This window comes from Kribbella sp. NPDC104740 (assembly GCF_055583505.1).
In genome coordinates this window covers 392294-406045 of sequence record NZ_JBVJNV010000007.1, presented here as the reverse complement: position 1 = coordinate 406045, position 13752 = coordinate 392294, and the positions used below count along the sequence as shown (strand labels likewise).

The following is a 13752-nucleotide window of genomic DNA, read 5'->3' as shown; positions in this document are numbered from 1 at the left end:
GTACTTGCTCTTCGTCTTTGTACTTGCTCTTCGTCTTTGTACTTGCTCTTCGTCTTTGTACTTGCTCTTCGTCTTTGTACTTGCTCTTCGTCTTTGTACTTGCTCTTCGTCTTTGCTTTTGGTGTCTCAGGCCGCTGGGAGCAGGTGGAAGCCAACACCCCGCACCGCGTGAATAGTCACCGTTGCCCCCAAGTGGGCGAGCTTTTGGCGGAGGCGTTTGACGACTGAGTGGATATGCGACCCGTGGCCCAGGTGTTCGTTGCCCCAGACGGCGTGGTGGAGGTGTTGGTAGGTCCAGACCTGCCCCGGTTTCTGGACGAGGCAGTGGAGGAAGTCGTGTTCGAGGCGCGTCAGAGGGACTTCCCGGTCCTTCCAGCGGACCACTCGGCGGTCTTCGTCGAGGCGTAGGGCTGCTGGTAGGGCGATGACGTTGTCGGCTGCCTCGATCTGGGCAGGAGTCTCAACGTCGGGGTCCGGTGGGAGGACGCCTGGGGTGAGTACGACGGGGTTGGTCGGCGGGGTGGTGGTGAGGTCGAGGAAGGCTCGGGCCTGGTCGGCGCTGGAGACCAGGAGCAGGGCTTCGGCGCCGCTCAGCAGGCGCGCGAGCTGGACGCGTTCGGCACTGGTCGTGGCGACGCCGATGATCAACGACGAGTCCGGCACAGTCTCCATGGAGCCCCTCCGCTCAAACGTTTGCCGGGACAGGCGCAGGGACAAGTACGCTCAACCGCGAGGGTGAAGTCAAGGGAAACCCTGCGGGAGCGCGTGGCACAAATGCGACCTGGCCGAGACCGGCCAGGGCCGAAACCCCTCTCCGGCCACACCGGTACGCCGCATCCGGCCACACCGGTACGCCGGATCCGCCCACACCGGTACGCCGTACTGCGAACGCCCGCAGTACGGCGTACGCCCGGCTGCGCCGCCAGACGCGGAGCCGGGAGTCGGGGGACGTGGAGGCGTCCGGACCCTCTGCCGGACGGGGCAGAAGGACCGGACGCGGGGAAGGGCTGCCGGATCAGCCGATGGTCTTCACGGCGGTGATCAGCGTGCCGTTGCTGGTGTCGCCGGACAGCTCCCAGAAGAACGCGCCGCCGAGGCCCTGCTGGTTCGCGTAGGACATCTTGCTGCGGATCGTCGCGGGGGTGTCGTAGCCCCACCACTGCCCGTTGCAGAACGCGTACGCCGTACCGCCGACGGTGCCGGTGGACGGGCAGCGGGTCGAGATCAGCTTGTAGTCCTCGATGCCGGCCTCGTACTTGCCGGGTGCCGCGCCGGTCGCGCGACCGCCGGGAGCGGCCTGGGTGACGCCGGTCCAGCCGCGGCCGTAGAAGCCGATGCCGAGCAGCAGCTTCGACGCGGGGATGCCCTTCGACTTGAGCTTCTGGATCGCGGCGTCGCTGTGGAAGCCGGCGGTCGGGATGCCGTTGTACGACGTGAGCGGCGAGTGCGGCGCCGTCGGGCCCTGGGCCGCGAACGCCCCGAAGTAGTCGTAGGTCATCGGCATGATCCAGTCGAGCTTGCCGGCCGCCGCCGCGTAGTTGGTGGCGTCGATCTTGCCGCCGTTGGTGCCGTCGGCGGTGATCGCCGCGGTGACCAGCGCCGACGAGCCGAACCGGGTGCGCAGCGCGCTGATCACGTTGTTGAACGCGTTCGGCCCGGAGGTGTCGCAGCTCAGGCCGCAGGCGTTCGGGTACTCCCAGTCGATGTCGATGCCGTCGAACACGTCGGCCCAGCGCGGGTCCTCGACCAGGCTGTAGCAGGAGTTCGCGAACGCGGTCGGGTTCTTGGCGGCCTCGGTGAAGCCGCCGGACCAGGTCCAGCCGCCGAACGACCAGACCACCTTGATGTTCGGGAACTCCTTCTTCAGCTTGCGCAGCTGGTTGAAGTTGCCGCGCAGCGCGCCGGCGTCCCAGGTGTCGGCGACGCCGTCGACCGACCCGGCGGCGTCGTAGGCCTTGTCGTACGCCGCGTACGAGTCGCCCATCGTGCAGCGCCCGCCGGTGGTGTTGCCGAAGGCGTAGACGATGTTGGTCAGCTTGGCCGCCGACCCGCTCGTCTTGATGTTCTTGACGTGGTAGTTGCGGTCGTAGACACCCCACTCGGTGAAGTAGCCGACGACGCGCTTGCCGGCGTTGACCGCGTCGCCGCGGTCCTGCTGCTCGACCACGCGGGTCGGCAGCGGCTGGGCGCCGTCGTCGGACGGGGTCGCCGCGACCGCGGCGGGAACCACTCCGGTGCCGAGCAGTGCGAGCGCGGCGACGACAGTGGGCAGGGTTCGGATCCTCATGTGTTCCTCCAGGGGGGCGGGAGAGGCACTGTGCGCACCCTACTCAGCACAGCGGGTTAAGAAAAGAAGAAACCGAAAATAAAATGTGCACGTGATCACCGAACCGTTCGGTAACCAACTGGCGACCCACGCCGGACGCCGCCGCGAAAGCGGCGTGATCAGAGGCTGGTCCGGCGTGCATCCGAACCGCTTCACGGAGTAATCTCCTCGCGCACGGTCAAGGACCGTATCGACGGAGGAACACGTGCCTGGATCACCGCGGCGACCCGCTCGGATCTGGCTGCTTGCCCTCCTCGTCGTCCCGCTGCTGCTGACGGCGGTTCTGGTCGCCTTCAAGGGCGACGGTCTGAGCAACGCGACGGCCGACGAGACCGGTACGGCGGAACCGCCGGCCACCACTCCCCCGGCCACGACCACTGCGCCGACCACGACGCCGACGACCGCACCGACGCCGACCGCCGCGCCGACCGAGGCCGAGGTCGCGCCGTTCGCGATCGTCTGGAACGACCGCGGTGTCGTGCTCGACGCCGTCGTCCGCGACGAGGCCGCGAAGACCACGATCCTGGAGCAGGCCGAGTCGCTGCTCGCCGAGGGCCGGGTCGTCAGCGGGGAGCTGGGGGTCGATCCCGCGGCGGGCGCGCTCGATCCGGCCGGGCTGTTCGGCGTACTGCGGGCCCTGCAGTCGTCGGTCGGCGAGACCAAGGTCGGGTACGACGGGACGACGATCACGCTGACCGGTGACGTCACCGACCAGGCGACGAAGGCGACGGCGGCGCGGGCCGCGGCCAAGGCCGTACCGGGCGCGGTCGTCGCGAACGAGCTCCGGGTGCCGTCGGCGGTGAAGCCGCCGGTGAGCGAGGCGTGCCAGACCTTCGAGACCCGGCTGGCGCAGCTGACCGGTCAGCACAAGATCGTGTTCCTGTCCGGGACGGCGATCGTGAACGAGCGGTCGCGGGGATCGGTCGCGCGGGTCGCCGCGCTGCTGAAGAGCTGCGGCACCGCCCGGGTCGAGGTGGCCGGTCACACCGACAACCTCGGCGACCCGGCGACCAGCCTGCCGCTGTCGCAGCAGCGCGCCGACGCGGTGAAGGCCGAGCTGGTCCGCCGCGGCGTACCGGCCGCGCGGATCATCAGCCGCGGGTACGGCGAGTCCGAGCCGGTCGCGTCCAACAAAACCTCGGCCGGGCGGATCGCGAACCGCCGGGTGGAGATCCGAGTCCCGTAGGGGTTGTCGATGAGTTCGCTGTACGCGCAGCTGTGGGTGCTGCTGCTGGCCGCCTTCGTCCTGGGCAGCGCCGCTGCCTACCTGCTGCACCGGAGCACGCAGCGATGAGCGATCTGGCGCGCAGCAACTGGCCGTGGGAGCTGCTGGCGTTCGCGCTGGGGGCGGTGATCACGTGGTTCCTGCTGAAGAGCCGGGAGCCGGCCGAAGTACCTGCGCCGGCAGCAGAGCGTGAAGAGAAGGTCCTGGTCACCGCCGGCGCTCCGCTCGAGCGCACCGAAGAGCAGACGAGCCCTCCGCCGACGCCCAAGGCAAGCCCTTCACCGACGCCGAAGGCGAGCCCGCAGAAGGCGAGCCCGCCGGAGGCCTTCTCCCAGCGCATGGATCCGGCCGAGACCACTCAGCCCACCCTCTTCGACGGCTCCGGCCGCGCCGTCGTACCGGGCCGGTACGGCCCCGGCTCCGCCGACGCCGTCGAGCACCAGAGCCCGCCGGACGGATTCACCATCAAGGGCAACGCCCAGTCGATGCTCTTCCACACCCCCGACTCCCCGTACTACGGCCGCACCAAGCCCGAGGTCTGGTTCCGCACCGAGGCCGACGCCGAGCAGGCCGGCTTCACCAAGTACGTCCGCAAGCCCCGCAAGTCCCCCGGCGCCTGAGCCCGCCCGCGGCTAGCATCGACGCGACGACCGCGGACCGCGAGCCAGGAGGATCGATGCAGCGCGAGATTCATGTCCCGTTCAAGGCCGAGCAGGACGAGGACGGTGTCTGGGCGGCCACCGCGGCCCTGAACCCGGACGCGTTCGCCCACGGCCAGGGACCGACGCGGGAGGCCGCGATCGAGGATCTCAAGGACGCGCTCGCCCTGCTCGCCGAGGAAGTCGGCGCGCCGGAGCAGCTGGTCGTGACGATCAGCACCGACTGATGGGCGCCGTCCCCGCGAAGAAGTTCCGCGAGGTCAAACAAGCACTGGAGCGGATCGGTTACCGCGAGGCCCGCCAGAACGGCAGCCACGTCATCTTCACCAAGGGCAGCAAGTCCGTCACCGTTCCGAACCACAACGGCGCCGACGTCTCCAAGGGCGTGATGCGGCGAATCCTGAGCGAGATCGGGCTGACGCCCGAGGAGCTGTTCGACAAACGGCGCGGCCGCGAGCCGATGGAGCTGCTCCAGGAGGGCAACCCGCCGCCCGGCAGCCGGGGGACCAAGTCCGCGCAGAGCAGCAAACCCGCGCCGGGCCGGGGCGGCGGCCGTGGTCGCGGCCGGGGCCGCGGCGACTGATCCGAACGGCGTACGGCGTCCTCGCGAAGCGGACAGAACTAACGCGCGAGAAGCGCCGAAGCAACGCGGTTCCGGTAACGAATCGGGCGTGAAATAGGGGGATCCGGCCCCTATTTGCTTGTACTGGCAAACCGGCGTCACACTGACTTCGACGCCGCTGCGGGCCCGGCCCGGGGGCGTCGATCCACCCCACCCCAGGACGCTTCGGTCCCTGCTTCCTTTTGAGATGCCCGCGTGCGGGTACGGGAAACGGAACCCGCCGGACCGTCCACCCGCGCGTCGCCGGAATCGTCCGGCGACGACACGCGAAAGTACCGCTAGGTTTGGACCGAGGGGATACACCCGATGGAGGTGAGCGTGACCGACATGCTGCCGGAGCAGCACCACGGACTGACGAAGAGTGACCCGCTGTGGTTCAAGCGGGCCGTCTTCTACGAAGTCCTCGTGCGGTCATTCAAGGACTCGAACGCCGACGGAATCGGCGACCTGCAAGGCCTGACCGAGAAACTCGACTATCTCGAGTGGCTCGGCGTGGACTGTCTGTGGTTACCGCCGTTCTACCCCTCACCTCTGCGTGACGGCGGCTACGACATCTCCGACTACACCAACGTGATGCCCGAGGTCGGCACGATCGCCGACTTCGCCGCGTTCATGGACGCCTGCCACGCCCGTGGCATGCGCGTCATCGTCGACTTCGTGATGAACCACACCTCGGACCAGCACCCCTGGTTCCAGGCGTCGCGCACCGATCCCGACGGCCCGTACGGCGACTTCTACGTCTGGTCCGACAACGACGAGGCCTACTCGGACGCCCGGATCATCTTCGTCGACTCCGAGACCTCGAACTGGACCTGGGACCCGGTCCGCCAGCAGTACTTCTGGCACCGGTTCTACTCCAGCCAGCCCGACCTCAACTTCGAGAACCCGGCCGTCGGGGACGCGATGATCGAGGCGCTGAAGTTCTGGCTCGACCTCGGCATCGACGGCTTCCGGCTGGACGCGGTGCCGTACCTGTTCGAGGAGGAGGGCACCAACTGCGAGAACCTCCCGCGGACGCACGAGTTCCTCAAGCGGGTCCGCAAGGAGGTGGACGCGAACTACACCGACCGCGTCCTGCTCTGCGAGGCCAACCAGTGGCCGGCCGACGTGGTCGACTACTTCGGCGACCGCGAGGGTGGCGGCGACGAGTGCCAGATGGCCTTCCACTTCCCGGTGATGCCGCGGATCTTCATGGGGGTGCGCCGCGAGTCGCGGTTCCCGATCTCGGAGATCCTGGCCCAGACCCCGCAGATCCCCGACACCTGTCAGTGGGGCATCTTCCTGCGCAACCACGACGAGCTCACGCTCGAGATGGTCAGCGACGAGGAGCGCGACTACATGTGGGGCGAGTACGCCCAGGACCCGCGGATGAAGGCCAACATCGGCATCCGGAGAAGGCTCGCGCCGTTGCTCGACAACGACGTGAACCGGATGGAGCTGTTCACCGCGATGCTGCTGTCCCTGCCCGGGTCGCCGATCCTGTACTACGGCGACGAGATCGGCATGGGCGACAACATCTGGCTCGGCGACCGCGACGGCGTCCGGACCCCGATGCAGTGGTCCCCGGACCGCAACGCGTCGTTCTCGACCGCGACCCCGGGCAAGCTCAGCCTGCCGGTGATCATGGACCCGGTCTACGGGTACCAGGCGGTCAACGTCGAGGCCGAGATGGAGAACGCCTCGTCGCTGCTGCACTGGACCCGGCGGATGATCCAGACCCGCAAGCAGCACCCGTGTTTCGGCATGGGTACCTTCACGGATCTGGGCGGTTCGAACCCGAGCGTGCTCTCGTACATCCGGGAGTTCGGCGACGACGTCGTCCTGTGCGTGAACAACCTGTCGCGGTTCCCGCAGCCGATCGAGCTGGACCTGCGGCAGTACCAAGGCGTCGAGCCGGTGGAGCTGCTCGGCGGCGTGCACTTCCCGACCATCGGTGAGCTGCCGTACCTGCTCACCCTCGGCGCGCACGGCTTCTACTGGTTCCGGCTGCCGGTGAACAAGTCGGCCGATCGTGAGGAGAGCTCTTCGTGACTTCCCATCTGGACCAGGTCCAGTCCTTCTGCACCCACCAGCGATGGTTCGGTGAGAAAGGACATGACGTCGACGTCGAAGCGATGGCCACCAGCGCGTGGCTGTCGGAGGACGGCGTCTGGCCCGCGGTCCGGATCGGGTTCGTCTACTGTGCGGGCCCGCCCGGGGCGGAGAACGCCATCCGGGTGTACCAGTTGCCGCTCAGCTACCGCACCGCACCGGTCGACAACCTCGGCCACGCGCTGATCGGCGACTGGTCCGAGCCCGACCTGGGCGACACCCGGGTCTGGGTGTACGACGCCCTGCACGACAAGGAGGCCACGCCGTACTGGCTGGACGCCCTCACCCACGGGCGGCAGCTGAGCGGTCTGGAGTTCCACCCGGTGCACGCACCGGAGCGCACGCTCGTCGTACCGGACGACGCCCAGTCGCTGGTGCTGACGGTCGAGCAGAGCAACACGTCGCTGGTCTTCGGCGACACCGCCCTGCTGAAGGTGTTCCGCCGGCTCGAGCCCGGGAGCAATCCCGGGGTCGAGATCGAGTCGGCGCTCACCGAGGCGGGCTCCGAGCTGGTGCCCGAGGTGCTCGGGTCGGCGCGTGGCTCGTGGCCGCGCGCCGGCGGCGGCACGGATTCCGGCGACCTGGCGATGATGACGGCGTTCGAGAAGAACTCGACCGACGGCTGGTCGTACGCGACGACGTCGGTCCGGGACCTGTACGCCGAGGCCGACCTGCACGCCGAGGAGGTCGGCGGCGACTTCGCCGGGGAGTCGCACCGGCTCGGCGCCGCGACCGCCGAGGTGCACTCGGAGCTGGCCAAGGCGCTCGGCGCCGACGTCTGGGCGCCGGAGCAGATGGTCGAGCACGCCGCCGCGATGCAGCGCCGGTTGGACAAGGCCGCCGCGGCGATCCCGGAGCTCCAGCCGTACGCCGAGGGCCTCGGCCGCGCGTTCACCGCGCTCGCGGAGATCGGCGAGCCGGTTCCGGTGCAGCGGATCCACGGTGACTTCCACCTGGGTCAGGTGCTGCGCACGATCGACGGCTGGAAGCTGATCGACTTCGAGGGCGAGCCGGCCAAGTCGCTGATCGAGCGGCGCGCGCTGGACACCCCGATCAAGGACATCGCCGGGATGCTGCGCTCCTTCGACTACGCGGCGCGTTCGCTGCTGGCCGACCACCAGGGCGACCAGCAGATCGCGTACCGGGCCGCCGAGTGGGCGAACCGGAACCGCCGCGCCTTCTGCGACGGCTACGCCGAGGTCGCCGGTACGGATCCGCGCGACCAGGGTGTGCTGCTGAGCGCGTTCCTGGCCGACAAGGTGATCTACGAGACGATGTACGAGGCGCGCAACCGCCCGACCTGGCTGCCGATCCCGTTGGCCGCTGCCGCTCAGTTGAGCACGACGGAGTCCGCCGACCACGACTGAGGTCGTTGCGGGAGGAGTTTTGTCATACTTCTCCCTATGCCGTCTCAGCCGCAGCTGGAGGTCCTGGTTCTCGGGCCTCTCGCCGTGCGGCTGAACGGTGTCGCGCTCGCCGTCGACCGGCCGCTCGAACGAGCGCTGCTCGTTCGGCTGGCGCTGGCCGGTGGGCTGCCGGTTCCTGATCAGCGGCTCGCTGTCGACCTGTGGGGCGACGTCGATCTGGCGCGTCCGACCGAGCGGCTGCGGGTGCTCGCTTCGCGGTTGCGGGCTGCTCTTGGTACGCCGGATGTGCTGACGCGAGCGTCCAACGGGTACGCGTTGTCGGCCGAGATGACTGACCTGACCGCTGCGCGGTCGCTGGCCAAGAACCTGTACGCCGCGACGCGCGCCGGTGATCACGCGGCGGTCAGCGCGCTCGGGCGGGAGGTGCTCGGGCTGTGGCGCGGCGCTTCGCTGGCCGACCTGCGGACGGTCCCGTACGCCGCGACCGAGGCGGAGCAGCTCGACAGCTGGCGGCTGGACCTGCAGGTCGAGCGGCTGGAGGCCGACCTGGCGCTGGGTGGCGCGACCGAAGCCGGCCGCGAACTGGAGTCGCTGGCGGCTGAGCATCCGCTGCACGAGCGCTTGTGGTGCTTGCTCGCGCTGGCGCTCTACCGGACGGGACGCCAGGCCGACGCGCTCGCCCGGCTGGCGCAACTCCGTGGCCGGCTGGCGAGCGAGCTGGGTGTGGACCCGGCGTCCGGCACCAGCGAGATGGAACTGCGCCTGCTGCGGCAGGATCCCGGCCTGCTGCTCCCCGAGAGCGACTCGGACCTGGGTGAGCTCAGCGGCCGTGGCGAGTCCGACACTCCCCCACCGCCGGAGGCACCCGACTGGCTTCCGTTGCCCATGACAACCTTCGTCGGTCGCCAGGCGACGCTGGCCGACCTGATCCGCCGGCTCGGCCGCCCCGGCCTGGTCACGCTCACCGGCTCCCCCGGCAGCGGCAAGTCGCGGCTGGCCTTCGAGGCGGTCCGGGCCGTGGCCGCGACCGGTCGTCCGGTCCGCCTCGTCCCCCTCCGCGCGATCACCTCGGCCGAGCTCGACCCGCTGGCCGACGGGCTCGATGACCACGTGCTCGTCCTGGACGACGCGGAGCATCTCCTGGAGCCGGTCGCCAAAGCGGTCTCCGGGCTGCTCGCCCGCACCACGCTCACCGTCCTCGTCACCTCCCGCGAACCGCTGCGGCTGGACGAGGAAGAGGTCCAGGAACTGGAACCGCTCGATGCCTTCGCCGCGGCGCGCTTGTTCACCGAGCGCTGCGCCGCCGACGCCCAGCAGGCCGATCCGCACCTGGTCGCAACGATCTGTACGGCGGCCGGCGGCATGCCGCTCGGCATCGAGCTGGCGGCCGGCCTGACCCGCACGGTCCCGGTCGCCGAGGTCGCGGCGTCCATGCGTGAGCACAGCGGGCTGCACGCCGTACTGGACCGGTCGTTGCAGCTGCTGGACACCGTGGAACGGGAGGTCCTGCACCTGGTCGCGTCCTTCCCCGACGGGTTCACGCTCGAAGCGGCCGAGCAGGCCGCCGCCGACCCGCGCGACGTCGCACCAGCGCTCACCGAGCTCGCCGACCGGAACCTGCTGCTGGTCGAAGCCGTCGGTGGACGCCGGTTCCGGATGCCCGGCGCCGTCCGCGACCACCTGCCGTCACGCTAGGACTTTGTGTACGTCCCCGACGGACGGGTACGGGATGCGGGAATCGAAGAGTCCATCGGGCAGGATTGGGTGCATGGGATCGAACGAGCGCGACGAGCACGATGCCGAGGTGCGGACGCCGCTGTCGGAGGCGATGACCGAACCGGTCGGAAAGCCTGAGGAACAGGCGGTTCCGACCACTTCCGGGCAGGTCGTGCCCGCGGCGGCAGCGCCGAACGGTACGCAGCGTGTCGACGTCGACCGGACGGTGCTCGAGCGACTGGTCTCCGGGACGTACCACGACCCGCACCAGGTGCTCGGTCCGCACCTGGGCGACGGCTCGGTGACGCTGCGCGTGCTGCGTCCGTTCGCGGCGACGGTGACCGCGCTGTTCGAGGACCAGCGGGTCGAGCTGGAGCACGAGTTCGAGGGTGTCTGGGTCGGCGTGCTGGACGTCGAGAAGGTGCCCGACTACCGGCTCGAGGTCGCCTACACCGACGGCCCCGCGCTCGAGGTCGACGACCCGTACCGCTACCTTCCCTCGCTCGGCGAGATGGACCTGCACCTGATCGGCGAAGGCCGGCACGAGCAGCTCTGGTCGGTGCTCGGCGCGCACGTCCGCCGGTACGACGGCCCGGGTGGCACCGTGACCGGGACGTCGTTCGCGGTCTGGGCGCCGAACGCGCAGGGCATCCGGCTGACCGCCGACTTCAACTTCTGGGACGGCCGCGCGCACCCGATGCGCACGATGGGGTCGAGCGGCGTCTGGGAGCTGTTCGTCCCGGGCGTCGGCCCGGGCACCCGGTACAAGTTCGACATCTGCGGCCGCGACGGCGTCTGGCGGCAGAAGGCCGACCCGATGGCGAACCTGGCCGAGGTCCCGCCGGCCAACGCGTCGGTCGTGCACGAGACGACGTACGAGTGGAAGGACGCCGACTGGCTCGACCGGCGCGCGAAGGCGCAGGCGTACGCCGAGCCGATGAGCGTCTACGAGGTGCACCTCGGCTCCTGGCGCAAGGGCCGGTCGTACCGGGAGCTGGCCGACGAACTCGTTGCCTATGTCAACGAGATGGGTTTCACCCACGTCGAGTTCATGCCGGTGATGGAGCACCCGTTCGGCGGCTCCTGGGGCTACCAGGTCACGTCGTACTTCGCGCCGACGTCGCGCTTCGGCGACCCCGACGACTTCCGCTTCCTGGTCGACGCGCTGCACCAGGCCGGGATCGGCGTCCTGGTCGACTGGGTGCCGGCGCACTTCCCGAAGGACGCCTGGGCGCTGGCCCGCTTCGACGGGACGCCCCTGTACGAGCACCCGGACCCGCGCCGCGGCGAGCAGCCCGACTGGGGCACGCTGGTCTTCGACTTCGGCCGCCCGCAGGTGCGCAACTTCCTGGTCGCGAACGCGCTCTACTGGGCCGAGGAGTTCCACATCGACGGCCTGCGCGTCGACGCGGTCGCCTCGATGCTCTACCTGGACTACTCGCGGCAAGAGGGCCAGTGGGTCCCGAACCAGTACGGCGGCCGCGAGAACCTGGAGGCCGTCTCGTTCCTGCAGGAGATGAACGCGACGCTCTACAAGCGCGTCCCCGGCGTGATCACGGTCGCCGAGGAGTCGACGTCGTGGCCCGGGGTCACCCGGGCGACGCATCTGGGCGGCCTCGGTTTCGGGTTCAAGTGGAACATGGGCTGGATGAACGACTCGCTGCGCTACCTGGAGCACGAGCCGATCCACCGCCAGTACCACCACCACGAGCTGACGTTCTCGATGATGTACGCCTACTCGGAGAACTTCGTGCTCCCGCTGTCGCACGACGAGGTCGTGCACGGCAAGGGTTCACTGCTGCGCAAGATGCCCGGCGACCGCTGGCAGCAGCTGGCGAACCTGCGCGCGTACCTGGCGATGATGTGGGCGCACCCCGGCAAGCAGCTGCTGTTCATGGGCGGCGAGTTCGGCCAGGAGTCGGAGTGGTCGGAGAAGGGCGAGCTCGACTGGTGGCTCCTCGACCACGCCGACCACCAGGGCCTGCGGCAGCTGGTGAAGGACCTGAACACGTCGTACAAGGACCTGAAGGCGCTCTGGGCCAACGACCACGTCCCCGAGCGGTTCAGCTGGATCGACGCGAACGACGCCGGTAACAACACCTTCTCGTTCGTCCGCTTCGGCGGTGACGACGAGGCCACCGTCGCCTGCGTGGTCAACTTCTCCGCCGTCCCCCACCACGGCTACCGCCTCGGCCTGCCGTACGAGGGCCAGTGGGAGGAGATCCTCAACACCGACGCCGCCACCTACGGCGGCTCCGGTGTCGGCAACTTCGGCGGCGTCACCGCCAACGGCACCCCCTGGCACGGCATGGCCAGCAGCGCGGAGGTCTCGGTCCCGCCGCTGGCCGCCGTGTGGTTCCGGCACGAGGGTTAGTTCACGGTCAGGGTGAACACCTGGCTGTACGTCGCTTCGACCGTGCGTCCGTTGGTGAGTGTCGAGCCCGGCACCCACCAGCGGAACTCGGCGGTGCCCCGGCGGTTGAAGGGGAAGGTGAGAAGGCCGCGGCCGGAGGCGAGGGTCTTGTACGAGATGCCCTGCCAGACGCCGCTGGCGTTCTTCCACTGGAGGGCGGCTTGCTGAGTGCCCTCCGGGTCGACGCGGAGGTAGGCCTGCGGCTGGGTGCCGAGCGGGATCACCGGGGTGATGAACTTGGCGTCCACGACGCGGGTGATCGAGCGGACCGGCTTCGCCGCTGAGGTGGCGCCGTAGACGATCTGTCCGTCCGGCCGGACGACGGTGCCGCGGACGGCTCGGTACTCGCGGGCGCCCGCGTTCGGCACGTTCAGGCGGTACTTGCCTGCGCCGTCCGGCTGCAGGACCTTCTCGACCGTCCACGGAGCGGTCGGGTTGTCGCGGGCTTCGAGCGTCAGCGGGCCGACACCGCCGCCACCCCACTCGGTGAACGTGGCGCAGCCGGTCGGTTCACCGCTGAGGACTCCGAGGCCGTAGCCGGCCGACAGGAGATCCGGCTGCCCGTACACGAAGCTGGTCGGCGAGCTGGCGCTGACCACGACCTCGCTCATCGCGATCCGCGCGACCGCTCGCTGCTCGAAGGGCACCGTTCCCCACTCGTTCGTGGCGGCCACCGTGAGCACGTATGACCTGCTCGGCCGGGCGACCACGCCACTCGTCGGCGTCGAGTTCGGCAGGGTCGTCGCGGCGCAGCCGCTGCCGCCGTTCGGCCCGTACTCCGTCGCGGCGTACGTCGTACCGGCGGCGACGTCGAGCGGGTCGCCGGGCGTCTGGTCGGCGGCCGGCGCCGGGACGCTCCATCGGAGGGACTCGTCCGGGTCGACCAAGGTCGTCGCGACCTCGGCGGGCTGCGGCAGGTACCGGTCGAAGGCCGGTGACGCCGCCGAGGCGCCGGCGTCGCCGGACACGACGATCGTCACCGAGTCCGCGGCGTCGGCGCTGGACCCGAGCGCGGCGCGGTCGACGAGCAGCTCGTTCGCGCCGTCGGCGGGCGTCGTCCCGAGCTCCTTCCCGGTGCTCAGCCTGATCGTGTTGGCGACCGGCGCCGCCTCGGTCCAGGTCACCTTGACCTTGCCGCCGTCCCACCCCAAGGACACCGCGCCGATCTCACCCGCGGCGTACGCCGGTGCGCTCCACCCGGCCAGGACCGCGACTCCGGCCGCGGCCAGAGCGATTCCCCTCTTCGCCATCCGTGCTCCTCACTCGTTGGTCTCGAGGAGAAGGATGCCGCCTGGCACCGACAAGTTGCCTGCGATTGCACGAAGTTGCAGGC

General features: G+C 69.7%; 11 protein-coding genes. 8 read left to right on the top strand and 3 right to left on the bottom strand.

Features of this window, described 5'->3' with window-relative positions:
* Positions 1 to 126: 126 nt before the first annotated feature.
* Both ACZ6Z4_RS32395 and ACZ6Z4_RS32390 read right to left on the bottom strand, forming a co-directional pair.
* Positions 127 to 672 carry a winged helix-turn-helix domain-containing protein gene (locus tag ACZ6Z4_RS32395; protein WP_465573271.1) on the bottom strand — a complete coding sequence of 182 codons (546 nt, stop codon included), beginning with the start codon at positions 670 to 672 and terminating at the stop codon, positions 127 to 129.
* Positions 673 to 1015: 343 nt separating this feature from the next.
* Positions 1016 to 2287, bottom strand: coding sequence for a glycoside hydrolase family 18 protein (locus ACZ6Z4_RS32390; RefSeq protein WP_465573268.1), 1272 nt, complete (start codon positions 2285 to 2287; stop codon positions 1016 to 1018).
* 244 nt (positions 2288 to 2531) lie between these two features.
* Here ACZ6Z4_RS32390 and arfA point away from each other — a divergent pair, with 244 nt between their 5' ends.
* The 8 genes from arfA (at position 2532) to glgB (ending at position 12380) form a co-directional block, all read left to right on the top strand.
* Positions 2532 to 3512 (top strand): channel-forming protein ArfA/OmpATb, encoded by a 981-nt coding sequence (gene arfA / locus ACZ6Z4_RS32385; RefSeq protein ID WP_465573263.1) that lies wholly within the window; start codon positions 2532 to 2534, stop codon positions 3510 to 3512.
* A 104-nt stretch (positions 3513 to 3616) separates the two neighbouring features.
* Entirely contained in the window at positions 3617 to 4171 is a 555-nt protein-coding gene (locus ACZ6Z4_RS32380) for a sunset domain-containing protein (protein WP_465573260.1), read from the top strand.
* Between the two features lie 56 nt (positions 4172 to 4227).
* The gene (locus ACZ6Z4_RS32375) at positions 4228 to 4437 is read left to right on the top strand and encodes a hypothetical protein (protein ID WP_465573257.1); all 210 of its coding nucleotides are present in this window, start codon (positions 4228 to 4230) and stop codon (positions 4435 to 4437) included.
* Entirely contained in the window at positions 4437 to 4793 is a 357-nt protein-coding gene (locus ACZ6Z4_RS32370) for a type II toxin-antitoxin system HicA family toxin (protein WP_465573253.1), read from the top strand. Before ACZ6Z4_RS32375 ends, ACZ6Z4_RS32370 begins: the two co-directional genes overlap by 1 nt.
* A 345-nt stretch (positions 4794 to 5138) precedes the next feature.
* Complete coding sequence (gene treS, locus ACZ6Z4_RS32365) at positions 5139 to 6863, top strand: maltose alpha-D-glucosyltransferase (RefSeq protein WP_465573251.1); 1725 nt, start codon at positions 5139 to 5141, stop codon at positions 6861 to 6863.
* Positions 6860 to 8290 carry a maltokinase N-terminal cap-like domain-containing protein gene (locus ACZ6Z4_RS32360; protein ID WP_465573246.1) on the top strand — a complete coding sequence of 477 codons (1431 nt, stop codon included), beginning with the start codon at positions 6860 to 6862 and terminating at the stop codon, positions 8288 to 8290. Before treS ends, ACZ6Z4_RS32360 begins: the two co-directional genes overlap by 4 nt.
* 36 nt (positions 8291 to 8326) lie before the next feature.
* The gene (locus ACZ6Z4_RS32355) at positions 8327 to 9985 is read left to right on the top strand and encodes an AfsR/SARP family transcriptional regulator (RefSeq protein ID WP_465573244.1); all 1659 of its coding nucleotides are present in this window, start codon (positions 8327 to 8329) and stop codon (positions 9983 to 9985) included.
* Positions 9986 to 10058: 73 nt separating this feature from the next.
* Positions 10059 to 12380 (top strand): 1,4-alpha-glucan branching protein GlgB, encoded by a 2322-nt coding sequence (glgB, locus tag ACZ6Z4_RS32350; RefSeq protein ID WP_465573241.1) that lies wholly within the window; start codon positions 10059 to 10061, stop codon positions 12378 to 12380.
* Here glgB and ACZ6Z4_RS32345 read toward each other — a convergent pair.
* On the bottom strand, positions 12377 to 13669 hold the full coding sequence (locus ACZ6Z4_RS32345) for a hypothetical protein (protein WP_465573239.1): 1293 nt from the start codon (positions 13667 to 13669) through the stop codon (positions 12377 to 12379). The two genes, glgB and ACZ6Z4_RS32345, sit on opposite strands and share 4 nt — an antisense overlap.
* Positions 13670 to 13752: the final 83 nt, after the last annotated feature.

Bases quoted from the DNA above. Each gene is read 5' to 3' on its own strand.
- ACZ6Z4_RS32395 (WP_465573271.1), bottom strand. From the start codon at position 672: ATGGAGACTGTGCCGGACTCGTCGTTGATCATCGGCGTCGCCACGACC.
- treS (WP_465573251.1), top strand. From the start codon at position 5,139: ATGGAGGTGAGCGTGACCGACATGCTGCCGGAGCAGCACCACGGACTG.
- ACZ6Z4_RS32345 (WP_465573239.1), bottom strand. From the start codon at position 13,669: ATGGCGAAGAGGGGAATCGCTCTGGCCGCGGCCGGAGTCGCGGTCCTG.
- ACZ6Z4_RS32370 (WP_465573253.1), top strand. From the start codon at position 4,437: ATGGGCGCCGTCCCCGCGAAGAAGTTCCGCGAGGTCAAACAAGCACTG.
- ACZ6Z4_RS32375 (WP_465573257.1), top strand. From the start codon at position 4,228: ATGCAGCGCGAGATTCATGTCCCGTTCAAGGCCGAGCAGGACGAGGAC.
- ACZ6Z4_RS32355 (WP_465573244.1), top strand. From the start codon at position 8,327: ATGCCGTCTCAGCCGCAGCTGGAGGTCCTGGTTCTCGGGCCTCTCGCC.
- ACZ6Z4_RS32380 (WP_465573260.1), top strand. From the start codon at position 3,617: ATGAGCGATCTGGCGCGCAGCAACTGGCCGTGGGAGCTGCTGGCGTTC.
- ACZ6Z4_RS32390 (WP_465573268.1), bottom strand. From the start codon at position 2,287: ATGAGGATCCGAACCCTGCCCACTGTCGTCGCCGCGCTCGCACTGCTC.
- glgB (WP_465573241.1), top strand. From the start codon at position 10,059: ATGGGATCGAACGAGCGCGACGAGCACGATGCCGAGGTGCGGACGCCG.